This is a genomic window from Vibrio cholerae (assembly GCF_008369605.1).
GTDB classification, from domain to species: Bacteria; Pseudomonadota; Gammaproteobacteria; order Enterobacterales; family Vibrionaceae; genus Vibrio; species Vibrio cholerae.
The window spans coordinates 393,744-419,871 of record NZ_CP043554.1; the positions used below are offsets into that span (position 1 = coordinate 393,744).

20 protein-coding genes are annotated in these 26,128 nt (G+C 49.4%); 15 read left to right on the forward strand and 5 right to left on the reverse strand.

Going from position 1 to position 26,128, the window contains the following annotated elements; all coding sequences use genetic code 11:
* Positions 1-42 precede the first annotated feature (42 nt).
* The 6 genes from recO to F0316_RS02035 all read left to right on the forward strand — a co-directional run bounded on the left by recO (position 43) and on the right by F0316_RS02035 (position 5,134).
* Positions 43-768, forward strand: a complete 726-nt coding sequence (gene recO / locus F0316_RS02010) for a DNA repair protein RecO (protein WP_001279487.1) — start codon at positions 43-45, stop codon at positions 766-768.
* Positions 765-1,496 (forward strand): pyridoxine 5'-phosphate synthase, encoded by a 732-nt coding sequence (gene pdxJ / locus F0316_RS02015; RefSeq protein ID WP_000095364.1) that lies wholly within the window; start codon positions 765-767, stop codon positions 1,494-1,496. Before recO ends, pdxJ begins: the two co-directional genes overlap by 4 nt.
* A 3-nt stretch (positions 1,497-1,499) precedes the next feature.
* Positions 1,500-1,880: a holo-ACP synthase gene (gene acpS / locus F0316_RS02020; protein WP_000635064.1), complete on the forward strand. Its 381-nt coding sequence runs from the start codon at positions 1,500-1,502 to the stop codon at positions 1,878-1,880.
* Positions 1,881-2,136: 256 nt separating this feature from the next.
* A complete protein-coding gene (locus tag F0316_RS02025) occupies positions 2,137-3,429 on the forward strand; it encodes a hypothetical protein (protein ID WP_000621298.1) in 1,293 nt (430 codons plus the stop codon).
* A 9-nt stretch (positions 3,430-3,438) separates the two neighbouring features.
* Positions 3,439-3,849, forward strand: a complete 411-nt coding sequence (locus F0316_RS02030) for a hypothetical protein (protein ID WP_001271111.1) — start codon at positions 3,439-3,441, stop codon at positions 3,847-3,849.
* Positions 3,842-5,134 carry a GGDEF domain-containing protein gene (locus F0316_RS02035; RefSeq protein ID WP_000132093.1) on the forward strand — a complete coding sequence of 431 codons (1,293 nt, stop codon included), beginning with the start codon at positions 3,842-3,844 and terminating at the stop codon, positions 5,132-5,134. The genes F0316_RS02030 and F0316_RS02035 overlap by 8 nt, the downstream gene beginning before the upstream one ends.
* On the opposite strand, the gene barA is transcribed toward F0316_RS02035, so the two are convergent.
* Positions 5,122-7,905, reverse strand: a complete 2,784-nt coding sequence (gene barA, locus F0316_RS02040; protein WP_000194270.1) for a two-component sensor histidine kinase BarA — start codon at positions 7,903-7,905, stop codon at positions 5,122-5,124. The genes F0316_RS02035 and barA overlap by 13 nt on opposite strands.
* A gap of 171 nt (positions 7,906-8,076) precedes the next feature.
* On the opposite strand from barA, the gene rlmD reads away from it, so the two are divergent.
* From rlmD to eno, 5 genes are all read left to right on the forward strand, one after another.
* Positions 8,077-9,399 (forward strand): 23S rRNA (uracil(1939)-C(5))-methyltransferase RlmD, encoded by a 1,323-nt coding sequence (gene rlmD, locus F0316_RS02045; RefSeq protein ID WP_000090458.1) that lies wholly within the window; start codon positions 8,077-8,079, stop codon positions 9,397-9,399.
* Positions 9,400-9,462: 63 nt separating this feature from the next.
* Positions 9,463-11,679: a GTP diphosphokinase gene (relA, locus tag F0316_RS02050; RefSeq protein ID WP_000226858.1), complete on the forward strand. Its 2,217-nt coding sequence runs from the start codon at positions 9,463-9,465 to the stop codon at positions 11,677-11,679.
* 99 nt (positions 11,680-11,778) lie between these two features.
* Positions 11,779-12,594 (forward strand): nucleoside triphosphate pyrophosphohydrolase, encoded by an 816-nt coding sequence (gene mazG / locus F0316_RS02055; RefSeq protein WP_000019237.1) that lies wholly within the window; start codon positions 11,779-11,781, stop codon positions 12,592-12,594.
* 274 nt (positions 12,595-12,868) lie between these two features.
* Complete coding sequence (locus F0316_RS02060) at positions 12,869-14,506, forward strand: CTP synthase (protein WP_000210846.1); 1,638 nt, start codon at positions 12,869-12,871, stop codon at positions 14,504-14,506.
* 78 nt (positions 14,507-14,584) lie between these two features.
* Positions 14,585-15,886, forward strand: a complete 1,302-nt coding sequence (eno, locus tag F0316_RS02065) for a phosphopyruvate hydratase (RefSeq protein ID WP_000036741.1) — start codon at positions 14,585-14,587, stop codon at positions 15,884-15,886.
* A gap of 101 nt (positions 15,887-15,987) precedes the next feature.
* On the opposite strand, the gene F0316_RS02070 is transcribed toward eno, so the two are convergent.
* Entirely contained in the window at positions 15,988-17,199 is a 1,212-nt protein-coding gene (locus F0316_RS02070; RefSeq protein WP_033928836.1) for a multifunctional CCA addition/repair protein, read from the reverse strand.
* A 92-nt stretch (positions 17,200-17,291) separates the two neighbouring features.
* Between F0316_RS02070 and F0316_RS02075 the strand changes: the two genes are divergently transcribed.
* Both F0316_RS02075 and F0316_RS02080 read left to right on the forward strand, forming a co-directional pair.
* On the forward strand, positions 17,292-18,881 hold the full coding sequence (locus F0316_RS02075; RefSeq protein WP_033928835.1) for an AAA family ATPase: 1,590 nt from the start codon (positions 17,292-17,294) through the stop codon (positions 18,879-18,881).
* The gene (locus F0316_RS02080) at positions 18,881-19,651 is read left to right on the forward strand and encodes a general secretion pathway protein GspB (RefSeq protein ID WP_033928833.1); all 771 of its coding nucleotides are present in this window, start codon (positions 18,881-18,883) and stop codon (positions 19,649-19,651) included. Before F0316_RS02075 ends, F0316_RS02080 begins: the two co-directional genes overlap by 1 nt.
* A gap of 73 nt (positions 19,652-19,724) precedes the next feature.
* On the opposite strand, the gene F0316_RS02085 is transcribed toward F0316_RS02080, so the two are convergent.
* The 3 genes from F0316_RS02085 to F0316_RS02095 form a co-directional block, all read right to left on the reverse strand.
* The gene (locus tag F0316_RS02085) at positions 19,725-20,333 is read right to left on the reverse strand and encodes a TIGR04211 family SH3 domain-containing protein (RefSeq protein ID WP_000733229.1); all 609 of its coding nucleotides are present in this window, start codon (positions 20,331-20,333) and stop codon (positions 19,725-19,727) included.
* A 166-nt stretch (positions 20,334-20,499) separates the two neighbouring features.
* Entirely contained in the window at positions 20,500-21,762 is a 1,263-nt protein-coding gene (locus F0316_RS02090; protein ID WP_000404204.1) for an inorganic phosphate transporter, read from the reverse strand.
* A 142-nt stretch (positions 21,763-21,904) separates the two neighbouring features.
* Positions 21,905-22,585: a TIGR00153 family protein gene (locus F0316_RS02095; RefSeq protein WP_001911782.1), complete on the reverse strand. Its 681-nt coding sequence runs from the start codon at positions 22,583-22,585 to the stop codon at positions 21,905-21,907.
* 205 nt (positions 22,586-22,790) lie between these two features.
* Here F0316_RS02095 and F0316_RS02100 point away from each other — a divergent pair, with 205 nt between their 5' ends.
* Entirely contained in the window at positions 22,791-24,308 is a 1,518-nt protein-coding gene (locus tag F0316_RS02100) for a CYTH and CHAD domain-containing protein (protein ID WP_000447090.1), read from the forward strand.
* A 484-nt stretch (positions 24,309-24,792) separates the two neighbouring features.
* Positions 24,793-26,049 carry a methyl-accepting chemotaxis protein gene (locus F0316_RS02105; protein WP_000224551.1) on the forward strand — a complete coding sequence of 419 codons (1,257 nt, stop codon included), beginning with the start codon at positions 24,793-24,795 and terminating at the stop codon, positions 26,047-26,049.
* Positions 26,050-26,128 lie beyond the last annotated feature (79 nt).

Genomic DNA, 26,128 nt, shown 5'->3' on the forward strand with positions numbered 1-26,128 from the left:
CCTTTTTCATTTCTACCTTCAACTGCATGATAGAAAGGGAAAATGTCAGACGGACTGCAACGCTGTTTTGTTCTGCACCGCCGCCCTTACAGTGAATCGAGCTTAATTCTCGATGTGTTCAGTGAGGAGTACGGGCGAGTCAGCTTGATGGCCAAAGGCGCGCGCGGAAAACGCTCCAACCTCAAAGGTGCGCTGCAACCTTTCACTCCTTTACTGCTGAAATGGTCGGGCAATGGCTCGATGAAAACTTTGCGCCAAGCCGAACCGATTAGCCTCGGCTTACCGCTTTCCGGCGTCTATCTCTATTCGGCGATGTACATCAATGAGCTGGTGGATAGAGTGCTCATGCCAGAAGTCGCTAGCCCCGGACTATTCCATGATTATCTGTTTGCGCTCACTGAACTGGCGCAAAGCACCAATCCCGAGCCCGCGTTGCGCCGCTTTGAACTCGCCTTACTTGCCGCGATGGGGTACGGCGTAGATTTTCTGCATTGTGCAGGTACGGGCGAGCCAGTTTCACCAGACATGACCTATCGCTATCGTGAGCAAAAAGGCTTTATTGCCTCAGTACGTCGCGATAATCTCACCTTTCTCGGTAACGAGCTCATTGCAATCAGTGAACGGCGTTTTACCAGCAAAGAACAACTGCAAGCGGCAAAACGCTTTACACGTTTAGCCTTAAAGCCGTATCTTGGCGGCAAACCTTTAAAGAGTCGTGAGTTGTTTCGTCAAACAACTCTACCCAGAGCACGGAGTACAGAAGAATGAGCTCAATTTATCTTGGTGTGAATATCGATCACGTGGCGACTTTGCGTAACGCACGCGGCACACAATATCCCGATCCAGTGCATGCAGCGGAAATTGCTGAACGTGCGGGCGCGGATGGCATCACCATCCATCTGCGTGAAGATCGTCGTCACATCACAGATCGCGATGTCCGTATTTTGCGTGAAACACTGCAAACGCGCATGAACCTTGAAATGGCGGTGACGGATGAGATGGTCGAGATTGCGCTGCAAACTCAGCCAGAATATGTCTGCTTGGTGCCGGAAAAACGTGAAGAGTTGACCACTGAAGGCGGCCTTGATGTGCTAGGTCAGTTGGAGCGTGTCAAAGCGGCAACGGAAAAACTCACTGCGGCTGGCATTAAAGTTTCTCTGTTTATCGATGCCGATCGTGAGCAAATTGATGCGGCCAAAGCTTGTGGCGCACCTTTTATTGAGCTGCATACCGGGCACTACTCCGATGCGAAAAGCGATGTCGATCAGCAAAATGAGCTGAAGAAAATTGCAGCCGCAGCGGCTTACGCACACGATTTAGGCATTACGGTGAATGCGGGTCATGGCTTGACCTACCACAATGTCGCGGCGATTGCGGCCATTCCTGAAATTTACGAGCTGAACATCGGCCATGCGATCATTGGTCGCGCGGTATTTGATGGTTTAGCGAAAGCCGTCGCCGATATGAAAGCCATCATGGTTGCTGCGCGTCGATAACGTATGATCGTTGGACTCGGAACGGATATCGCTGAAATCGAACGGGTTGAGAAAGCGTTGGCGCGCTCAGGAGAAAACTTTGCGCGCCGCATTCTTACCGATTCTGAACTAGAGCAATTTCATGCTTCGAAGCAACAAGGGCGCTTTTTAGCCAAGCGCTTTGCCGCCAAAGAGGCGGCTTCGAAAGCCTTGGGAACCGGTATTGCTCAGGGGGTGACTTTCCATGACTTTACCATTAGCCATGATAAGTTGGGGAAACCTTTACTGATCTTGAGCGGTCAAGCGGCAAAGTTAGCCTCGCAGCTGCAGGTTGAAAATATTCATCTTTCCATTTCCGACGAACGCCATTATGCGATGGCGACCGTAATCCTTGAACGTCGTTAATGCGGCGTTCATGCTTTGGTTCATTTCAAATCTTTCATTTTCTGACTATATTTTCCTTACGTGCTTAATTTTCCCCAACGGAAGAATGAGTTTTCTGACTCTTTGCACCCAACGCGTATTTTTGTCTCACCAATCACTAAAATGAAAGATATTGGGTGATGTCATTAATCATCAATGACGATCGAAATGGAGAATATTTCACTTGGCGTGCAGGTTGGCGCCGTGGTGGAAATCGCGCTTGCTTAGGGATAACCCAATGATACGAAGCCTTTTTCAAACACGCCTGATGAGCGGTGTTGTCGGTCTATTAGCCATGACGAGCGGTGCTGCCTTAGCGGCCGACTGGAGCGTCTCTGGTTATGGTTCGATTGGTTATAGCTATGAAAATGAAGAGAATCTCGGTTTCCTGCGCAACATCGCTCAGCCAGATGATTATCAACGCAACGGATCGTTTAAGCCAGATAGCAATATTGGGGTTCAGTTTGATCTGCAGTTAGATCCGCAATGGTCAGTGACCACTCAGTGGGTAATGAAAGAGCGAGTCGAGCAGCGCTTCGATGATATTACTGAGCTGGCTTTTGTGCGTTATACGCCGGATGAAAATTGGGATATTCGCCTAGGGCGCCTTGGGCTTAACGCCTATATCGCCGCTGACAGCCGACGGATTGACTACGCCCACCTTTGGTTGCGCCCTCCCCAAGAGTTTTATGGCGGCATTTTCTATGATGCCATCGATGGGATTGATGTCACTTATCGCAGCCAATGGGATGAGATCACTTGGTCGTTAGGCGCGCAATATGGCCGAATTAAACAGAAACTGCAAAATACCGCTTCCAGCGAAATTTCTGCCACGCAATCCGATCAAACATTAGCTTTGGTGTTTTCACTCGAACAGGATCGTTGGTTTGGACGCCTCTCCTATGTGCATGTCGGGCAACTGAAGGTGGATCTAGACGGTAATTCTCTACTGGGTATTCAAGTCGTCAATCAACTGGCGCAAGCCGGGCTTGGCCCGATCAGCACCGAAGCGGCGCAGTTAGCTGAGCAAATCAATCTTCAAGAAGAAACCATTGAATATTGGCAATTGGGTTTTGGCTATCGAGGCGATCAGTGGTCACTCCAATCAGAAATTTATACCATCCTTGGTGAGAAAGCCGTGGTTCCTGAAGGGGTCGGTGGCTACGCCATTGCTGGGTATACTCTCGGCAATGTCACACCTTATGTTATCTACGGTCGGTTTAACCCGAAAAATCCGCCCTACCAAGCGCAGTCTGATTGGGGGTTATCCCCTGTCAATGGCGCGCAATTGGCAGAGGTACAGAAATGGTTGATTGGTGGCATTAACTCCACTTACATCGATCAGCAGACGTTTTCACTCGGAGTCCGCTGGGACGTCACTGCTCAGATAGCTTTGAAAGCACAATATGATTACATCCAGATTGCCGATAATGGTTATGGATTATGGGCCATTCCTTTAGAAGCGGATTTGCAGGGTCTGCAGGGGCGGGATGTGCAGCTGTTTTCTGTCAGCGTTAACTTTGTGTTTTAGGAGGACTCAATGCGATATTGGTTACTCCTCATTTTTTTCCTGAGTCCATGGGTTTCGGCTTCCGCTGAATTGTATGTGGTTGCTAGCCCGAAGAGTCCGATTATGGAGATTAATAAAGAGCAGTTATCCGCTTTATACCTTGGACGTAATCGCGTGGTGGGCAACACTTACATTAATCAGGTGTTAGATCGGAGTGGTACGGTGCGTCAGCGCTTCTTTTTGCAGGTGACCAATATGCAAGAGAGCCAAATCAACGCTTATTGGGCCAAACTGAAATTCTCAGGGCGGCTGCGTGCGCCGGAATCTGTGGTGAGTGAACAAGAGCTGATTGCCAAATTAGAAGAGAATCCGTTCTCGATTGGCTATACCGATCAAGTGCCCAGTGACGCGCTGAAAGTATTACTGGTGCTCTATGACTGATCAAACGCGCACTTCGCCACTGGTTAATCGCTTGCTAAAGATGATTTCACTGTGTGCGCTTGGGTATTTGCTGATCATTTTGGCCATCATTATTCCACGCGGCATACAGAGTGTTGAGCAGCAAAAACAAGAGCTGGAAGAGAAGCTTGCGCTCTCCTTGAGTAACTCGGCGGCCATTGCACTGTATGTGAATAATTACGATATTGCCTCAGAGGTGATGGATGCGCTGCTGCTCCATAAAGAGATCAATGCGGTTAAGTTAGCCAGCGTGGATGGCATTGTCTTTGAACGAACCACCATGCCCACAACCTACAAAGAGCAGAATTATTGGAGTGATGCGAACCGCTACCGATTAGATTCTCCCGTAGATGGTAATTTGATTGGCTATCTGATGATTCATGAGGATCATCAGGTGATTCGTCAGCAAGCCATTAATCAGATTCTTGATCAGATAGCCGTGGTTTTGATCCAGTTTCTCGTGACTTTTATTGCGCTTATCTGGATCGTTCGCCGCTTGGTCGGTAAACCCCTGACGGATCTTTCACAGGCGTTATCCGAAGTGCGCCCAGATCATGATCGCAAAGTGGCGGTAGCCGCAGAAGATCACCACAACGAGATTGGTTTGGTGGCCAAAAGCATCAATGAATTTATCGACGCTTCCCATCAAGCTTTACTGCGTGAGCGCGAGCTGCGTCAACAGATTGAACGTTGGGAAAGCTACTATCGTACCATTGCCGAACAAGACACGCTGACGGGACTAAAAAACCGTTTAGGTTGTGAGAAGTTCGTGCTCCGCAAACAGCGTGCTAGCACCACCATGGTACTGCTATTGATTGATTTGGATGGTTTTAAGCAGGTGAATGATACCTTGGGGCATGCGGCTGGCGATGAGGTATTACGTGAAATCGCTAAGCGTTTTTATGCCTTGGCGCAAACGCACTTTTCTGATTTTGTGGTCGGACGGCTCGGTGGTGATGAGTTTGCTATTTACATTCCGCTGGATGAATTTGTTGCCGAATCTATCGAGCGGTTTGCGGCTCAGTTGATCGAATCCTCCTCTGAGCCGATTGCATTGGGTCAGCAGAGTGCGCAAGTGGGTTGCAGTATTGGGATTAGTCATATGAACAGTCTGCACATTGACTTAGAAAAACTGCTGCTACAAGCCGATAAAGCCATGTACTGGGTCAAATACAGAGGCAAACATGGATATCATATTTATCGAATGGGGGAAGAGATCCTGCCTCTTCCCAGTGCGAAAGAACTCAAGCAGGATCAGTTCAGATAGTCGCGAGAGGCTTCGAGCACTTTCGCCATCTCATCTTGCAGCTCAAATAACTCAGGCTCTAACTCATCGATGCTCGCCCCATTGCGCAGCGCTTGCTCCAAACTGGCGCAGATTTTTCGCAGGCGCGGTACGCCGCTGTACGAACAACTGCCATGCAACTTATGGATATGATGCAGCAGATCGCTAGCGGGGTATTCTTCATCCTCAAGCGCAGTATTGACCACAGTTTCGACTTCCCGCAAATAATCGACCAACATGCCGAGCATCTCTTTGGCGAGATCCTCTTTATTGGCGGATTGGCGCAGCGCGACAGGCCAATCAATAATGGCCTCTTCTGCTGGCGGTGATGAGGGTAAGGCGTTAGATATGACCGCGGCACCATCGGGTGGGGTCACTTTCGCGACCTGTTTACTGCGCGTGTGCGGGCTCCAATGCACCAACACTTGTTGCAGAATATGCTCTTCAATCGGTTTGGTCAGGTAATCATCCATCCCCGCTTTCAGTAGACGGTCACGCTCGCCTGCCATGGCATGTGCGGTGACCGCAATGACTGGCGTATCACGATACCCTTTGAGCTGCTTGATCGCTTTACAAGCGGTCACTCCATCCATGTGCGGCATTTGAATGTCCATCAAGATGATATCGAACTGACGGCTCTGAGCTTGCTCAATCGCCTCCTGACCGCTGGTGCAAGAGACCACGTACTCAACCCGCTCTTGCAATAGCGCAGTGATGAGTTTGAGGTTGGCTGGATTATCATCGACCGCCATGACGCACAGCGGAAGCTTATCGGCTTGAGGTTTGGGCAAACTGGTATTGGCGAGTTGCGGCTGTTGCGCTGCCAAGGTTTGTAGCAGTTTTTTGCGAGATAAAGGCTTACTGATGCATTTTACTGGGTAGCGCTGCATCAATTGGTCGGCGAGCGCCAGTTCTGTGCTCGGCACACCGACAATCACATTGTGGGTCATGGCTAACGCGCGTTGCACCCAAAGCTCCACCAAGGTCGGATTGGTCTCTTTACTAGGCGCTAAGTTGAGCAGTACATAGTCGTAAACGTGTTGCTCTTCCGGAATCGCTGAGCGGTACGTCACTTCTAAACCACTTTGGACCAGCGTTTGCTGCACAATCGCAGCAGCTTGCATATTGGGCTCAATCAGCAGTAAGTGGCGATGATTGAGCGAGTCCGCGTTATAACCGTCATTGAGAGGCAGCTCTGTGGTATGCAGGCGCAGCGTGAACCAGAAGGTTGAACCTTGGTGCAAACGGCTGGTGAGGCTGATTTCTCCGCCCATATGGCTGACCAGTTTTTGGGTAATCACCAGCCCAAGTCCTGTACCGCCATAACGGCGTGAAATACTGGCATCCGCTTGGCTAAAGGCTTGGAATAACTGAGCTTGCTGGCGCTCAGAAATGCCAATTCCGGTGTCGCGCACCATAAATTGTAGGTCGATCACATCATCGCGTAGCGCGCGCATTTCCACGCTCACGTCTATATTGCCACGCTCGGTAAACTTAATGGAGTTACCGACCAAGTTGGTCAAGACTTGCTGAATCCGTAGCGGATCGCCCACCACGCCGCGCGGAATTTTCGGGTCAATCTTGAGGGTGATTTCTAACCCTTTTTCATGCGCGCTGGTGGCTTGCAGATTAACCACCTCTTCCAATACTTCTTGGAATTCAAACGGAATATTCTCCAAAGCCAGCTTACCGGCTTCGAGTTTGGAAAAATCTAAAATGTCATTGATGATGGTGAGAAGGTTATTGGCTGATTTTTCAATGGTTTGTAGATAATCTGCTTGGCTGTTGGTCAACTGGGTTTTCAGCATTTGCCGCGTAAAACCAATCACACCATTGAGTGGGGTGCGCAGCTCATGGGACATGTTAGCCAGAAATTCGGATTTCACTCGTGCCGCTTCTTGAGCGCGCTTTTTGGCAATATCGAGTTCAACGTTTTGAATCTCAAGCTGTTCAAGGGTTTCTCGGAGATCGGACGTCGCTTGGTCGATACTGTGCTGCATTTCGACATGGTATTCGGAGAGCGATACCGCCATCGCGTTGATGCCTTTTTTCAGCGTATCCAACTCGCCGTGCATTTTACCTTCAATCCGCACATCCAAATGGCCGCGACGAATGCGGTCGACCATATTTTTCATGTGAGTGATTGGGCGAGTCACATCGTACATCAAGCGCGAAGCAAATACCCCTGACAGCAAAATCCCGATCACTAGCACTAAACCAGCGGAAAAAATTTCCTGATACTGTTGTAAACGCAGTGAGGAGAGATCCAGTTCTATCGCAATATAACCCATCACCGGTGTGGCGGGATTGGCATCGCCATTGTCGAGCACGGTACGTTCAGAAATGATCGGCGTTCGTAATATCAGCGTGTTCTCGTCAATCGCGGAACTACTCAGAAACGGGATCGGCTTATCCTTGGGATACATCAGCTTTTCGAAATTGGGGTGGAAGTTCGAGGTGACAAACAGCTCATGATTGGCATCAAACACCGCGATGCTACGTACTAACTTAGAATTTTTACGGTGGGCATAGCTGATAATGCGTCGCACCGATTCTCGGCTTTGCATACGCAGCGCATCTTCACTGGCGATCGCTAATGGCTCAATGATGCTGGCACCGGAATTGATCACTTGAGTTTCTAAATCGTGATAACGGTTAAAAGAGAACAGAGCGCTAAGCAGCAGACCAATAATCAGGGTAGGTGCCAAAGTGAGCGTCATAACGCGGGCGCGCAAGCCATATCTTTGAGTCATTATTGTCTAAACATTGTGGTGTGGATATGGGAAAATACCCCGCACAAATCGGATTGCGTGGGGAAACGTTGACGTTAGCTTAATCAACTCCCTCATCTTCGACAATCTCCCCCGTGCAGAATAGTGATGCCGGGGCGAAAACAAATCTATTTCAACACTTGAGCACAGAGTATGGCACGTTTCTTTCAACCGAAAAAGCACAGCACGTTAGACACAAAGCATCAGCCGGTCACTATTGAACGGTTGGATCACCAAGGCAGCGGACTGGCCTTTTTACACAAGAAACCCTTGTTTGTTGACGGCGCTTTGCCGGGGGAAGAGGTGCTGATTCAGCTCACTGAAAACAAGAGCAAATACGCGCGCGGTCAACTGATTAAAGTGTTGAAACCCAGCGCTGAGCGTGTTGCACCTTTCTGTGCGCATTATGCGCAATGTGGTGGTTGTGATTTACAGCATCTTGACCGAGCGGGACAAATCCATCACAAGCAGCAAGCCTTAAGTCAATTAATGGTGAAGTTTGCAGGGCAGAGTCTTGCTCTGTCTGCGCCAGTTTGTTCTGATGATCAAGGCTACCGTCGTCGCGCACGCTTAAGCCTGATGTGGGATAAGAAAACTCAGCAACTACAATTGGGTTTTCGCCGCAAGCAGAGCAAAGCGATTGTTAATGTGACCGATTGCCCCGTGCTGGAGCCGAGTTTAAATGCGCTGTTGCCTGACTTGAACGCTTTGTTGAGTGAGTGGAGTCAACCTGAGCGGTTGGGGCATGTCGAATTGGTGAAAGGGGATAACACTCGCGTGTTGGTGCTGCGCCATTTAGGCGCGCTGATTGAACAAGATCAGCAGCGTTTGACTGACTTTGCTTCGCAAAACCAACTAACCTTATATCTGATGCCGGAAGCAGGCGAGTTGCAACATGTGCAAGGTGAAGCGCCATACTGTGAAGAAACAGGCAGCCGCTTAAGTTTCTTGCCCAGTCATTTTATTCAGGTCAATCGCGCGGTGAATCAGCAAATGGTCGCGCAAGCCTTGAATTGGCTTGAGGTTAGCCCACAAGAACGCGTGCTCGATCTCTTCTGTGGCTTAGGGAATTTCACGCTGCCGCTGGCCAAACAAGCGCAAGCGGTGGTGGGTGTTGAAGGTGTTGATGAGATGGTGCAACACGCCACTCATAACGCGAAATTGAACCAAATCAATAATGTGGCGTTTTATCAGGCCAATTTGGAACAAGATATGACGAGCGCCTCATGGGCGCAGCAGAAATTTGCTAAAGTACTGCTCGACCCAGCCCGCGCAGGCGCAGAAGGGATTGTGGATCAACTCTCTGCGTTAGGTGCCAAGCGGGTTGTGTACGTGTCGTGTAACCCTGCGACATTAGCACGAGACAGTCAAAGCTTGCTGAGCCAAGGATTTCGCTTAGAGAAACTGGGGATGCTCGATATGTTCCCGCACACCAGTCATCTCGAGTCCATGGCTTTGTTTGTGAAAAAGGGCTAGCGATTGAACTCCTGATACGAGCGTCAGTCGAAGGCTAAAAATACAATTATTAGGACGATATCAATGGTTGCGGTACGAAGCGCACACTTAAACCCAGACCAACAGTTTGAGCTAGAAACATGGATAGCCAGCCTGACCCAAGAGGGGAAAACGGCCGCTAAATTAACCGCAGTGTATCGCGATTGCGAGCAACTGTTGGCGGGCAATCCACAAGGGCCTCTGCTGCTTTGGCGTGGGCGGGAAATGATCGAAATTTTGATCACCCTATCGATGGACCGCCCAACGTTGGTGGCGGCTTTGCTATTTCCGATCGCCACCAGTGGTGTGCTGGATAATGAGTCGCTTGAAGAGGGATATGGCCGCGAAGTGGTTAAACTTATCCACGGCGTGGAAGAGATGGCGGCGATTGGCCAGCTCAACGTCACCATGCATGGCAGTGAAGCGTCAGCGCAAGTGGATAACGTGCGCCGTATGCTACTGGCGATGGTGGATGATTTCCGCTGCGTGGTGATTAAGCTTGCCGAGCGGATCTGCAACCTGCGTGAAGTGAAAAACGAGCCAGATGAAGTGCGCCGCGTGGCTGCCAAAGAGTGTGCCAACATCTATGCGCCACTGGCTAACCGCCTTGGCATTGGTCAGCTCAAATGGGAAATTGAAGACTACGCGTTTCGTTACCAACAACCGGATACCTATAAACAGATCGCCAAACAGCTTTCTGAGCGTCGTATCGTGCGTGAGCAGTACATTCGTGATTTTGTCAGCGACCTGCGTGCTGAGATGAAGCAATCCGGGATTAACGCTGAAGTCAGCGGTCGCCCGAAACACATCTACAGCATCTGGCGCAAAATGCAGAAGAAAAGCCTCGCTTTTGATGAGCTGTTTGATGTGCGTGCGGTGCGGATTATTGCTGATAAGCTGCAAGACTGTTATGCCGCGCTTGGCATTGTGCACACTAAATACAAGCACTTACCCAACGAGTTTGATGACTATGTAGCGAACCCCAAACCGAACGGTTACCAGTCCATTCATACCGTGATTTTGGGGCCGGAAGGCAAAACCATCGAGATCCAGATCCGAACCAAGCAGATGCATGAAGAGTCAGAGCTTGGGGTAGCGGCACACTGGAAATACAAAGAGGGCAGCAGTGCAGCACGCAGTGGCTACGATGAGAAGATCACTTGGCTGCGTAAACTGCTCGATTGGCAAGAAGAGATGTCCGATTCGGGCGAGATGCTCGACGAACTGCGCAGCCAAGTGTTTGATGATCGCGTCTACGCCTTTACCCCGAAAGGCGATGTGGTTGACTTACCTATGGGCGCGACCCCGCTCGATTTTGCCTACCACATTCACTCCGAAGTGGGGCATCGCTGTATTGGCGCGAAAGTGGCAGGACGTATCGTGCCTTTCACCCACAAATTGCAGATGGGCGATCAGGTTGAAATCATCACCGCCAAAGAGCCGAATCCATCACGCGACTGGTTGAACCCATCGCTTGGTTTCGTTCATTCAGGGCGTGCGCGCGCCAAGATTAATGCTTGGTTCCGCAAACAGAGCCGTGAAAAAAATCTCGAAGCGGGACGGGAAATTCTCGAAATCGAACTGGCGAAAATCGGTGCCAATCTCAAGCACGCCGAGGCGTATGCGCTCAAGCGCTTTAACGTCAATAGCGTGGATGAAATGTACGTTGGTATCGGCAGTGGCGATCTGCGTATCAATCAGATCGTGAACCATATCAATGCGTTAGTGAATAAACCGACCGCTGAGGAAGAAGATAAGCTCGCGCTGGAAAAACTGCAGGAAAACAAAACCCTAACACCGAATCGCCCGCATAAAGATGCGGTGGTGGTGGAAGGGGTCGATAACCTGATGACCCACCTTGCGCGTTGCTGTCAGCCAATCCCAGGCGATGAAATCCGTGGCTACATTACCCAAGGCCGTGGTATTTCGGTGCACCGCAGCGACTGCGAGCAGCTCGAGGAGCTTAGCCTTCATGCACCAGAGCGGATCATTGATACCGTATGGGGCAGTGGTTTTGTAGGCTCTTATCTACTGACCGTACGTGTTGAAGCGATGGAGCGCAGTGGCTTACTGAAAGACATCACGACTTTGCTGGCCAATGAGAAAGTCAAAGTGGCGAGTATGAAGAGCCGCTCCGACTATAAACGCCAAATCATCATCATGGATTTCGATCTTGAGGTGAACAACGTCGAAGCTTTAGCGCGCGTTTCTAAACGCATCGAGCAGATCAAAGATGTTATGTTGGTCAAACGCTTAGGTTAAATCCAACGCAAACAGCGAGGTGTGAAGTGAAAACTTCCACCTCGTTGCTTTTTCAACGTCAATACGTTTAGGCGCTCAATGCCTGATGTGAGGAAAGCCATGTCACACCCGATTGAACAACTCGAACAGATCATGCGCCGCTTGCGTGACCCAGAACAAGGTTGCCCGTGGGATAAAGAGCAAACCTTCGACACCATTGCACCTTACACCATCGAAGAAACCTTTGAAGTGGTGGATGCCATCACCCAGCGCGATTGGCCTAACCTGCGTGAAGAGTTGGGAGATTTGCTGTTTCAGGTGATTTTCTACAGCCAAATGGCCAAAGAACAAGGCCTGTTTGAGTTTCGTGATGTGGTGGAAACGGTCAACGAGAAACTGACCCGCCGCCATCCTCATGTGTTTGGGGATGCCACCTTTGAAAATGACGCGCAAATTCACGCCAATTGGGAAGCGGAAAAAGCCAAAGAAAAAGCGCAAGCAGGCAAAAGTGAGCAAAGTATTCTAGACTCTGTACCACGTTCGTTGCCCGCTTTATCGCGTGCCTACAAGATCCAGAAAAAGTGTGCTCAATACGGATTTGATTGGGATAGCCTTGGTCCGGTTGTCGACAAAGTGCACGAAGAAGTCGAAGAGGTGATGGAAGAAGCGCTGCAAGTGGATGTGGATACGCAAAAAGTTGAGGAAGAGCTAGGCGATCTTTTATTCGCAACCGTCAATTTAGTGCGTCATTTAGGTCATGATCCTGAAATGGCGCTGAGTAAAGCCAACGCCAAATTTGTGCGCCGTTTTCAAGGTGTTGAGGACAAAGCCAGAGCGAAAAATAAGCCGCTGCACGCGTTCACTTTGGCGGAACTCGACGGATTTTGGGATGAAGTAAAACTTGAAGAAAAACAGGCAATAAAGTCATTTTCCTGACGGAGTGTGAAAAATAACAATCAATCTACAGTCAAGCTTAATGGTTGATTAAGCAGCAAATTTGTCTTGTGCGAAAAAAGAGCGCGCTTTGAGACAAAAGTGACTCAGATAATGTGCCCAACACAGTGTTTGCTTCAATTTGGTTTGATTTGAAGCAAAAAATAAAAAATTGAGTGTGATAGATTTCACGTTGTGGCAATGGGGGCCTTCTGGTATAGTTTCGTCCCGTCCAGAAGAAATCCATTTCCCTCATTCAACCAATTTCAGGTTAAACATGACGACAAATTATATTTTTGTTACTGGCGGGGTTGTATCCTCTCTAGGTAAAGGTATTGCAGCAGCATCCCTTGCAGCGATTCTTGAAGCTCGTGGTCTTAAAGTGACCATGATGAAGCTTGACCCTTACATCAACGTTGACCCGGGCACCATGAGCCCAACTCAACACGGTGAAGTGTTCGTTACGGAAGATGGCGCAGAAACCGACCTAGACCTTGGTCACTACGAGCGTTTCATTCGTACCAAGATGACCAAGCGCAACAACTTTACCGCAGGTCGTGTTTACGCTGATGTTCTGCGCAAAGAGCGCCGTGGCGACTACTTAGGTGCCACGATTCAGGTTATTCCTCATATCACTAACGCGATCAAAGATCGTGTGATTGCGGGTTCAGAAGGCCACGACATCGCTATCGTTGAAGTTGGCGGTACTGTGGGTGATATCGAATCACTGCCATTTATGGAAGCGATCCGTCAGCTTGCCATCGAAGTGGGTCGTGAGCACGCTATGTTCATGCACCTGACGCTGGTTCCTTACCTAGCGGCAGCGGGCGAAGTAAAAACGAAGCCAACTCAACACTCAGTAAAAGAGCTGCTTTCTATCGGTATTCAGCCAGATATTCTGGTTTGCCGTAGCGATCGTATGATCCCAGCCAACGAGCGTAAGAAAATTGCTCTGTTCTGTAACGTGCCTGAAAAAGCCGTTATCTCAATGAAAGACGTGGATTCTATCTACAAGATCCCACAACTGATCCGCTCTCAAGGGTTGGATGATTTGGTGTGTGCACGTTTTGGCATTAACGCGCCAGAAGCGGATCTCTCTGAATGGGAACAGGTGATTTACGAAGAAGCGAACCCAACCGGTGAAGTGACTATCGGTATGGTTGGTAAGTACACTGAACTGCCAGATGCTTACAAATCGGTCAACGAAGCCCTGAAACACGCCGGTCTGAAGAACCGTCTGAGCGTGACCATCAAATACGTAGATTCACAAGACGTTGAAACCAAAGGCACCGATGTGCTCAATGGTTTGGATGCGATTCTGGTACCGGGTGGTTTTGGCGATCGTGGTATCGAAGGCAAAATCCGTGCAGCGCAATATGCACGTGAAAACAAAATTCCTTACCTTGGCATCTGCTTGGGTATGCAAGTGGCACTCATTGAATACGCGCGCAATGTAGCGGGTATGGAAGGTGCACACTCAACCGAATTCAATAAAAACACCAAATACCCTGTGGTTGGTTTGATCACGGAATGGGTAGATGGCGAAGGCAATGTCGAAGAGCGTAGCGAGAAATCAGATCTGGGCGGTACCATGCGTCTAGGTTCACAGCTATGCCACCTTGAGAAAGGCACTAAAGCGTACGAGTTGTACGGTAGCGCAACCATTCATGAGCGTCACCGCCACCGTTACGAAGTCAACAACCTGCTGCGTCCTCAGATTGAAAAAGCAGGTTTGAAGGTTTCTGGTCTGTCAGCAGATAAGAAGCTGGTTGAAGTGATTGAGAACCCTGCTCACCCATGGTTTGTGGCAGCGCAGTTCCACCCAGAGTTCACCTCAACCCCACGCGATGGTCACCCTCTGTTTGCTGGCTTTGTAAAAGCAGCGGGTCAGTTCCAACGCGGTGAATTGAAGTAAAAGGATACGGGTAGCCACTTTAGCAGTGTGGCTACCCTTTTAGTTTTGACATTTAAATTCAATTGAGAGGAAACATTAATGTCTAAGATCGTTAAAGTTCTAGGTCGTGAAATCATCGACTCACGTGGTAACCCAACGGTAGAAGCAGAAGTTCATCTAGAAGGTGGTTTCGTTGGTATGGCAGCAGCTCCATCTGGTGCTTCTACTGGTTCTCGTGAAGCGCTTGAACTGCGTGACGGTGACAAGTCTCGTTTCCTAGGTAAAGGCGTTCTGAAAGCGCTGGCTGCGGTTAATGGTCCAATCGCAGACGCTCTGGTTGGCAAAGATGCAAAAGATCAAGCAACTATTGACCAAATCATGATCGACCTAGACGGTACTGAGAACAAGTCAAACTTCGGTGCAAACGCGATTCTAGCGGTTTCTCTAGCAAACGCGAAAGCAGCAGCGGCAGCAAAAGGCATGCCTCTATACGAGCACATCGCTGAGCTGAACGGCACTCCTGGCGTATTCTCAATGCCTCTACCAATGATGAACATCATCAACGGTGGTGAGCACGCTGACAACAACGTAGACATCCAAGAGTTCATGATCCAACCTGTTGGCGCAAAAACTCTGAAAGAAGCAGTACGTATGGGCGCAGAAGTGTTCCATAACCTAGCTAAAGTACTGAAGTCTAAAGGCTACAACACTGCAGTGGGTGACGAAGGTGGTTTCGCTCCTAACCTGAAATCTAACGCAGAAGCGCTAGAAGTTATCGCTGAAGCGGTTGCGGCTGCAGGTTACAAACTGGGTACTGACATCACACTGGCGATGGACTGTGCGGCTTCTGAGTTCTACGACGCAGAGAAGAAAGAATACAACCTGAAAGGCGAAGGTCGTATCTTCACTTCTAACGGTTTCTCTGATTTCCTAGAAGAGCTGACTGAGAAGTTCCCAATCGTTTCTATCGAAGACGGTCTGGACGAGTCTGACTGGGAAGGTTTCGCATACCAAACTGAGAAACTGGGTAAGAAAATCCAAATCGTTGGTGACGATCTGTTCGTAACTAACACTAAGATCCTGAAGCGTGGTATCGACAACGGTATCGCTAACTCTATCCTGATCAAGTTCAACCAAATCGGTTCTTTGACTGAAACTCTGGCTGCGATCAAGATGGCAAAAGATGCTGGCTACACTGCAGTTATCTCTCACCGTTCAGGCGAAACTGAAGACGCAACTATCGCTGACCTAGCGGTAGGTACTGCTGCAGGTCAAATCAAGACGGGTTCTATGAGCCGTTCTGACCGTGTTGCTAAGTACAACCAACTGATCCGTATCGAAGAAGCTCTGGGTTCACGTGCTCCTTTCAACGGTCTGAAAGAAGTGAAAGGCCAAGCTTAATTTTAAGCGAGCGCCTTCGCGACTGTTGACGATAACAGTCTAGCGATAAAAAACGCCCTGCATTGCAGGGCGTTTTGCTTTCTACGGTTGCAGGCAACGAACTACAGAGCCTCGATTGCCGATACGCGCCGTTTATCCAACTCTTCTTTGATATGCTTGCCTTGAAAGCCATCCGCAATCACGGCTTGAACTTCTACGCCAAGGGCGGCGTGGTAGGCGCGCAGGAAAATCTCACGCTGTGGATAGGGCTCAGCTTCTAAACCTAAACGGCCACGATGATCTGCTTCACAACACAGTAGCACTTGCTCAAGACGCTCCGGTTTGCGCCACACATCCAAAAGCCCCAGCACTTTAAGCTTGGTAGCAGGCTTTAACTCGTCCGCACGATGGATATTGGAATGCTGCGCGCACACCGCGAGCGCTAAATCACGAAACTCATTAGGCACGCGAATGCGCTCGCACAATGATTCAATGATGTTAAGCCCGGTATGGCAGTGCAATTTATGGCTTGGCCATTCAGAAGGTGGGGTCACGCCTTTTCCTAAATCATGCACTTGCGCGGCAAAACGCACGAGAAGGGAGTCAGAAAGTTGTGCGGCTTGTTTGGCGACCATTAACGTGTGAATGCCGGTGTCGATCTCTGGGTGCCATTTTTCTGGTTGTGGCACGCCAAACAAGCGATCGATTTCAGGCAGCACCACCGCCAATGCGTCGCAATCACGTAACACCTGCAAAAACACTTCGGGATGATGGGTCGAGAGCGACTTATGCCACTCTTGCCACACACGCTCGGCGGTTAAGTGCTGCAACTCGCCCGATTGCGCAATCTTCGCCATTAACTGCATCGTCTCTTCGGCAACGGTGAAACCTAGGTGATGCAGCTTGGCCGCAAAGCGCGCCACGCGCAGCACACGCAAGGGATCTTCCACAAACGCGGGCGAAACATGGCGCAGCACTTTCGCGGCGAGATCGCGCTGACCGCCATAAGGATCAATCAGTTGCCCAGAGTTATCTTGCGCCATCGCATTGATGGTCAGATCGCGGCGCAGCAGATCGTCTTCCAAAGTCACGTCTGGAGCATAGTGGCAAGCAAAACCGGTGTAACCTACGCCGGTTTTGCGCTCGGTACGGGCAAGGGCATGTTCTTCTTTACTGTTCGGATGCAAAAACACCGGAAAATCTTTCCCGACGGCTTGAAAGCCTGCCGCTAACATAGCTTGTGGGCTACTGCCGACCACTACCCAATCACGGTCGTAAACCGGAAGTTGCAGCAATTGATCGCGCACTGCGCCGCCAACGAGGTAAATTTGCATCGTAGAGTCTCAAAAAATTGCATGAATGACATTGGCTAATCTTAGTCAGCAATGATACGTTGCACCCACTGCGATGAATAGGGTCAACAAGCATGTATCTGAACTTCTTTGGGTTTGACGAACTACCGTTTTCTATCGTCCCCAATGCGCGTTATCTCTACCTGAGTCAGCGTCATCAGGAAGCCATAGTACACCTGCAAGCCGGATTGGGCGATGGCGGCGGCTTTGCCATGCTCACCGGAGAAGTCGGGACGGGAAAAACCACTGTCGCGCGAGCGATTCTGGCGAGTTTGCCAGGCAAAACGCGCGCGGGGATGATCCTCAATCCCACTTTCTCGGATCTGGAGCTATTGGAAGCGATTTGTGATGAATTTGAGGTCAGCTATCCGAAGAAGGCGACCTTAAAGAAACTCACGCAAGTACTGCATGAGTTTTTGTTAGCCGAGCATGCGCAAGGCATACAAGTACTTCTGATGATTGATGAAGCGCAGCACTTGGCACCGGATGTGTTGGAGCAGCTACGCCTGCTGACCAATTTGGAAACCGAGAGCCATAAACTGCTTAAAGTACTGCTGATTGGCCAGCCCGAGTTGCAAGAAAAACTGCGTTTGCCGCAGTTGCGCCAGCTCGCCCAGCGGATCACTGGGCGCTACCATTTATTGCCATTGAATGAAGAGCAAACGGCCGACTACATCCGCTTTCGGATTGAGCAAGCCAGTGGTAACCCTGAGCTGTTTAATCGTAAAGCCTGTCAGTGGATTGCAGAGCAAACTCACGGTATTCCGCGCTTAATCAATCTGGTGTGTGATGCGGCGTTAAAGCAAGCGTATCAAGCGGGTGAACCAACGCTGAGCCTAGCGAGAATTAAGCTCGCCTGCCAAGAGGTGATGAGCTTTCAATCTTCTGTTTATCAAGTAGCCTCGGCCAAACCTCCTGTCCCTAAGCTCTCTTATCTCTCCAGCGCATTGGGGGGGATAGCTCTGGCCGTCGTACTGGCATGGCAATTACCGCCTCAGCTTGATCGGGTTATGCAACACTATTTTCCGTTACCTGAAGTGGTGCCGCCGACCGAACAGAGAGTTTTCCCGCAAGCGTTACGCACTGCGTTACTCAACTCCACGAGCAGCGAGCATGCCCTTGAAACTCTGTATGCGGTCTGGGGCTATCAAGCCTCGGTGCTGGAGCAGTTTTGCCAAACTCAAGCAGATGCGGTGCTTTGGTGTGAAGAGCAGACGGGCGATTGGTCAACGCTACAAACTTACGATTTGCCCGCTGTACTCACTTTAATGATGGATGATGTGCCCACTTACGCGGTGCTGTATCGCTTAACGGGCGATCAAGCGGAGCTGTTGGTGGGAGGCGAACGTTATCGTATTGCCCGCCAATGGCTAGAGCCGTTATGGAATGGGCAATTTGCTCTACTTTGGCAAGCTGGCTTTTCTAGAACATTAAAGCAGGGAATGCAGGGAGCCGATGTTGCCTTGCTCGAGAGCAAATTGGCGCAAGTGTTAGGTGAACCTGAACGCCCGCGTGAGCAATTTGATAAGGATTTGTCGCGTAAAGTTGAGTTATTCCAACGTTGGCAAAACATGCATGTTGATGGTATCGCAGGAAGACAAACCTTACGCCGCCTTGAGCTATTGACCCAGCAGCAAGCGCCGAGTTTGAAGGAGGAAGGCTAATGTCAAAAGTGATGAATGCCTTGAAGCAGTCTCAACAAAAGTATCTGCAAGCTCAGCCTGTCAGTCGTCGCACTTATACCGAACAAGAACCCACAGCGATGAATCCGTCACGCTGGTTGCATTTAGCGCTGTGGCTCGTGCCGGGGTTAGTGACAATAGGCGTGATGACTTACCAACGCTATGAACTAGTGCAGCAGGAAGTGGCTAATCGACAAACCGAGCCGACAACGGTGCAAGTTGATGCGCCATTAGAGCGTTTAGCGTATCCCGAATTTCAGGATCTGCAACCTACCTTTGTCGAATCAGGACTCGATGAACCCTATCCAGAAGAGGATGTGACCGCGCTAGCCGACAACATTGTGGCTCCACCGGCGACAATCCAAGCATCTGGTCAGCAGAGTGCGTCAAATCAGGCGTTGGGCGATCTCGATTTAACTCAGCTTTCCCCTGAATTAGCGTTGCGCGTGCAGGCGATTATGCGCGATCAATCCAGTGAACCTGCCACCCCTAGCACACCAACCTCTGCGGCGGTGTCATTAACCCAGCACAGTGATCGTTATCAAGGGCAGCTTCCCGCACTGAATTTTCAGATGCACGCTTTTTCCAGTAATGAACAAAAACGCTGGATAAAAGTGAATGGGGTAGAGTATCGCGAAGGGGATATGCTGACACCAGAAGTGAAGCTAGAGAGTATCAAACCACAAAGCAGTGTGATTATTTTTGGCGGAGAGGAGATTGAGATCCCGGCACTGTATGATTGGAAAGGGTAAAGGTATTGCTTTCAACGAGAAGAAAAACAAAACGGTCACATGAGTGACCGTTTTGTTATGTGATAAAAGTGGTCTATGCCCAACCCGCAGGATGGCGTTTACGGCGAGGAATAATATGTGGTAACACCAAGCCAAGCAGTAAACCGATACCAGCAACACCACCACCGTAGGTGAAGTATTTCAGTAACAGATCTTCTTTTTGCGTATCGAGCTTGGCGCGCAGTTCACGAATTTCGCTTTGTGAATCGGTCAACTGCTTGCTGATGTCGGCATAGTTACGCTCTAGATCGGCAATTTGTTGGTTACGCAGTTCAAGTGATTCCGCTAATCCTGCTTTTTCACTATCGGCATTTTGGCGAGCATTGGCTAACAGCTTTTTCACTTCCTCTAGCTCTTTTTCTAGCGCCGGTAAGCGCAGAGTATTGCTCACTTCACGAGTGATAAAACGGCTTTCAACCCAACCTGTACGGCCGCGCTCATCAGCAATGTGGCTATAACCACTCTCTTTGTTCACCTCAATCAGCTTCACCTTTTCTCCGGCGTCAATGCTGCCGAGAATACGGTATTGGTTACTTGGGCCTGAATGCATGTAAGTAAAGAGTTTGTCCGCGATGTAGCGGTCTTGCGCGAACGTTGGTGCAGCCAACATGGAAAAGAGCACCATGCAGATCAGTTTTTTCACAGTAAATCCCTTATTTTAAAGATAGATTTGGCGATAAGTCTCATAAAGTTTGTGGCAAATAGTATGCAGTTTTAGCAAGCGCTGCAACAAAGAAGGGAGGCTAAGCCTCCCTTTCTGTGCGTTTGAGTCAATAATGACAGTTCGCTAACACTGAGCTTACTGCGGCTTAGCCGACAAACACTGCTTGAATCGCGTAGAAGAAAACCACGGCTAAGAGTGCGCCTGCCGGTAGAGTGACGACCCAAGAGGCTACGATGTTACGTACCACTCCTAAGTTCAGTGCAGCAATACCACGTGCGAAACCAACACCCAGTACTGCACCAACCAGAGTTTGCGTAGTTGAAATCGGTAAGCCTGTGCCTGACGCCAGTACGACGGTTGAAGCGGTTGCTAGCTGGGCTGCAAAACCACGGCTTGGCGTCAATTCTGTAATGCCAGTACCGATGGTTGCCATCACTTTGTGACCTAATGTTGCGAGACCGACGACGATACCAAAACCACCCAGAGGAAGAATCCACCATGCGATAGAGCTCTTCGCGGCCACTTCACCCATGTGTTCAACGGTTGAAACCACCGCAGACAAAGGACCAATCGCGTTCGCTACGTCGTTTGAGCCATGCGCAAAAGCCATAGCACACGCGGTGATCACCATCAGGATACTGAAGATGCTTTCCACGCCCGCGAAACCATGGTCTTCATCGCGATTAGCAAATTTCTTCTGAATGTAGAGATAGCCGCCGACCATCACGATGGCAGAAACCACCGCGGACCACATCCAAGCTTCTGAGCTCGAAAGATGCAGGCCGACGTGTTTAAGACCTTTTTTGATGGTAACCAGAGCAATCACCATAGTGGTGATGAACATGTATACCGGCACGAAACGCTTGGCATTGATCAGCGGTTTTTCTGTATCGAAAATGAGGCGTTGTGCGCTGACAAAAATGAGGTACGCAAAGAAGCCTGAAATCACCGGAGTAATAATCCAACTGCCGACAATGCCTTTTACTGAGCTCCAATCGACCGCTTCTGTACCGACAGAAACGCACGCGAAACCAATAATAGCGCCGATGATAGAGTGAGTGGTAGAGACTGGCCAGCCCATGTAAGACGCCACCAGTAACCAAGTGCCTGCGGCAAGAAGCGCTGACATCATGCCGTAAATCAGAACATCGGGTTTATCTGCGAAGAGAGAGGTTTCAATCACCCCATTACGGATCGTTTCTGTCACTTCACCACCGGCTAAGTAAGCGCCTGCGAATTCAAAAATCATCGCAATAATAATGGCTTGTTTAACGGTGAGTGCTTTTGAACCTACTGAAGTGCCCATTGCATTGGCAACATCGTTTGCACCAATACCAATCGCCATCAAGAAACCGAAGACAGCTGCCACAATAATCAAGACGGTGCCGTAGTTCGCAAGGATTTCCATCGTAATACCTAGTTGTTGATAACAAGCGGAGCAACCCAAGCTTGTTTTTGACGCAGATAACGACCTTCAGCGTAGAAAATACTCATCGCCTAGCAGGTCGTCATACTGTGGTTGCTCTTCGTTATTTGGTTAACTTTTAAATTTAAGAACGAGAAAGCATAAGCTCTAAGCGAGCACCAACGCGCTGCGCTTGGTCGGCAATGCCGCCCACCCATTCCAGAATTTTGTACAAGAACATGACATCAATTGGATTCATTTTCGATTCGATGGCCATCAGCTGTTGGCGTAGGCGAATCTGCATGGAATCGGTGTCATCTTCAATCACATCCAGTTGATGGATCATTTCAGCCACGAGAGTTACCTCACGACCTTTGAATCCAGTTTCCAATAACTCGTCGAGCTCGTTGATCACATTCTGCGCTTGGTTAGCCGCATCTAAGCAACGTCTAACATAAGCAATGAAGTTTTCTTGGAGAGGCTCAGGGATGACAAGCTGACGGCCATATACACGGCCCGCAATGTCTTTGGCGAGGTTTGCTAATTTATCTTGTTGAGTCAGTAGTTCCAGCATGTCACTACGATCAACCGGCATGAATAGACCGCGAGGAAGTTTAAGGCGGATTTCACGCTTTAACACGTCAGCTTCTTTCTCTAGGTGAGAAATCTGTGCACGAATTTCGCCCGCTTTTTCCCAATCACCTTTGTTACAAACTTCAAAGAAATTGATCAGGTGTGAGCAACATTCATTCACACACACTACGTGGCGTTGCAAAGGCTTAATCGGGGACTTTGCAAATAACCCCATGATTGTATTTACTGGCATGGTCATTCAACCTAATAACTATAACCTTGAAATAACATACACCATAATATGGTGAAATGTTGAGCGTTGGCTATAAAGGCGCGCATGTTAACCCAAACACCGTCGCAATAAAACTGTTTTAGATCATGATTGGGCCGATATTTCTCTCTTGCTCCGGTGTCTATAAGGCAATATCCTGTCGGCATCTGCATCGAAAGGGATAACTATGGAAACCGAGATAGAACTGAAGTTTTTTGTTTCTCCAGATTTTTCAACCATCTTACGCGCGAAGATTTCTGAAACCAAAGTTCTTCAGCACAGCTGTCGGGAGTTAGGAAACACGTACTTTGATACCCCCGATAACTGGTTGCGTCAGCATGATATTGGACTGCGCATCCGTCGTTTTGATGAGGTGTATGTCCAGACGGTGAAAACCGCAGGTCGTGTGGTCGCCGGTCTACATCAGCGTCCGGAGTTCAATGCCGAACATCACAGTAATGAGCCCGATCTTTCGTTGCATCCTGCCGATATCTGGCCGCAAGGAAAAGAGCTGACTCAGCTACAAGCCGAACTCATGCCGCTCTTTTCGACCAACTTCACTCGTGAACAGTGGTTGATTAGCATGGCTGATGGTAGCCAAGTGGAAGTCGCCTTTGATCAAGGTCTTGTGGTGGCGGGTGATCGCCAAGAGCCGATTTGTGAAGTGGAGCTGGAACTTAAGTCTGGTCAAACCGATGCACTGTTTACCTTAGCGCGCCAGCTTTGTGAGCATGGCGGTATGCGCTTAGGGAATCTTAGCAAAGCCGCTCGTGGCTATCGCCTCGCCGCCAATTATTCGGGTGATGAAATCCAACCCATGGCCTTGGTCAGTGTCGATAAAAATGACACCGCCGAGTCTTGCTTTATCCGTGCACTGGAACATGCGCTGGCGCACTGGCATTACCATGAGCAAATCTATACCGAACGTGAAAACGTGGCGGCATTGCACGAAATTCGTCATGCAGTGAGTTACCTGCGCCAACTGCTTTCCGTCTACGGCGGCATCATTCCGCGCCGCGCCAGCGCGATTTTGCGCCAAGAGCTCAAATGGTTAGAGCAAGAGTTACAGTGGCTAAAAGAGTTTGAATATCTGGAAAGTTTGCAAGAAGACAAGGGTTACGCGCTGCGTAAACTGGATGCGCGTAAGTTTTTAGTCACCGCGTTGAAAACCTTGCAAGAGAGTCTGCCACAGCGTGAAGATACACTGCGTTTACTGAGCAGCGCCCGTTATACCGGCTTGTTACTGGATCTAAGTCGTTGGGTGCTGACGCGTGGTTGGCAGCCGTTTTTAGATGACAAAGCACGCGAAAAAATGGCGCAGCCGCTGGAAGCGTTTTCCGTAAAACAACTTGACCGCACATGGGCGGAGTTGATGGAAGCTTTTCCACCGGGTAAAACCTTAACCGTACAAGAATACCTCGATCAGCAGTATCGCCTAATGCGTAACCTTTACACTGGGGTGAGTTTTGCAAGTTTATACGATGCTGAAAACCGTCAGGCATTTCGGATGCCGTGGGCGGATTTGTTGCACGGTATTGATGATTTATTGCGCCTCAAACCATTAGAGCGTTTGGTGGATCTGCTACAAGGTGAAGAGCAAGATCAACTGAAACGTTGGCTGATTCGTCAAGAGAACTCCATTTTGCATGCGATGGAGCAAAGCCGCACGATGGGTGTTGAAGCGCATCCGTATTGGCGTGAGTAGCTCTGGTTAACGTATTGATATAGATAAATAAGGGAGGCGGGTGCTTCCCTTTTGTTTTTATCGCTTTTCCCCATCTTGGTGATACTTCACTATGCATGCCCACATCTCGTTATCGCGAGAAAAGACTCTAGATACGTCAGTTTATGCCGATAACACATAGTGAGTTTGATGAGTGATGGATAGAGACAATATCCCCTTCCTACTTGAAGCTGCAGTGGTGTTGGCTACGTTTGTTCATCCCAATCACATAGTCTGTCTATGCCCATGGATATGAACTCACTTGACGCCTACCTGCAACTCCAAGTCGTTTGGGTATAAGTCAAAGATCACAAATAGCGTGATGAATAAGAGAATTAGCGATAACAAACTGATGGGTTTTGTTTCATTTTTGATATTATCGGCTTTCATACGAGGCTCGAAATAATAGGTTGCTGATCTTTTGCATCCTCACTCAGTGGCAATCAAAAAGAATGGAGAACTGACAATGGCAACGATGTCGTTTAAGCCGTGGGAGCGGGTAATTACAGATGTTCGTCTCGTCCCGAAAATGGTGATGCTGATGGTATTCAGCACGGTGTTGATCATTGGCAAGCAGCTTTGGGACGCAGATATCTTTTACCAATCTTTATTGGCGGCTACCAACAGTGTGGAAGTCGCACAGCAGCACTACGATAACTATCTGGTGCAAGTGTTCTGGCAAACCTTGTTACTGATTGTGGTGTTTGTGGTGCTGTTGCTGTTTGCCGCGCGCGTCATGCTGCGACAAACTCAGTATCTGAGTGATGTGATCAAGCTGATGGCGCAGCGTAACCTCTCAGAGCCGATCAAAATGGATTGTAAAGATGAGTATGGGGATGTCGCGCGCGAGCTGGAGAAAACCCGCCGCCAGCTACAAGACCTGATCAAGTTGCAAATTGATGCCTCGCAAGAGCTGACCTCGCTCACTGAAGTGATGACCCTGAGCATGTCGGAGACCAAAGATTCAGCGCAAGAAGAGTTCAACGAAATTGACCAATTGGCTACGGCGATGAGTGAGATGTCGTCAACGGTTCAAACGGTCGCGGAACATGCGCAGAACGCCTCTTCCTTAACCGAAAATGCGTCTCAGCAGGCTCAAACCGGTCAGCAGTTTGTCAAAAGCACCATCAGTAAAATGAGTGAGCTTTCGAAAGACATCAGCTCTTCTGCGCAAGCCGTCAATCAGGTGGAAGAGCGAGTGGTGGCGATCAGCAGCGTAGTGGGCACGATTCGCAGCATTTCAGAGCAAACCAATTTGCTGGCACTGAACGCGGCGATTGAAGCAGCGCGAGCAGGAGAAGCCGGGCGCGGTTTTGCCGTGGTTGCCGATGAAGTGCGAAATTTGGCGCAGCGTACCCAAAATGCGACTGTTGAAATCCAAGAGATGATTTCACAGCTGCAAACTAGTGCCAATAGCGCTGTGAATTTAATGGAAAAAAGTGTGGTGCAAGCGGCGGATGGGGTAGAGCTCATCACCAACGCTGGTAGCGAGTTGGATGGCATCGTTAATCAGGTTCAATTGCTCAATGACATGAACTTCCAAATTGCCGCGGCAGCAGGTCAGCAAAGCAATGTGGCCGAAGAGATGAACGAAAACCTCAACAATGTGCGTGAGTTGGTGGAAGGTTCGGTCACTGTGATGACTGAGCTGCTCGAAACCTCAGAAATCATGCAAAGTAACGCTGAAGAGCTGGATAGAAAAATTACCGCATTTCGCGTGTAGACCGAGCTATTGAGCAAAACCGCAAAAAATTATTCGTCAAGCGCCCACAACTGCTCTGTGGGCGTTTTTTTTTCCGCCA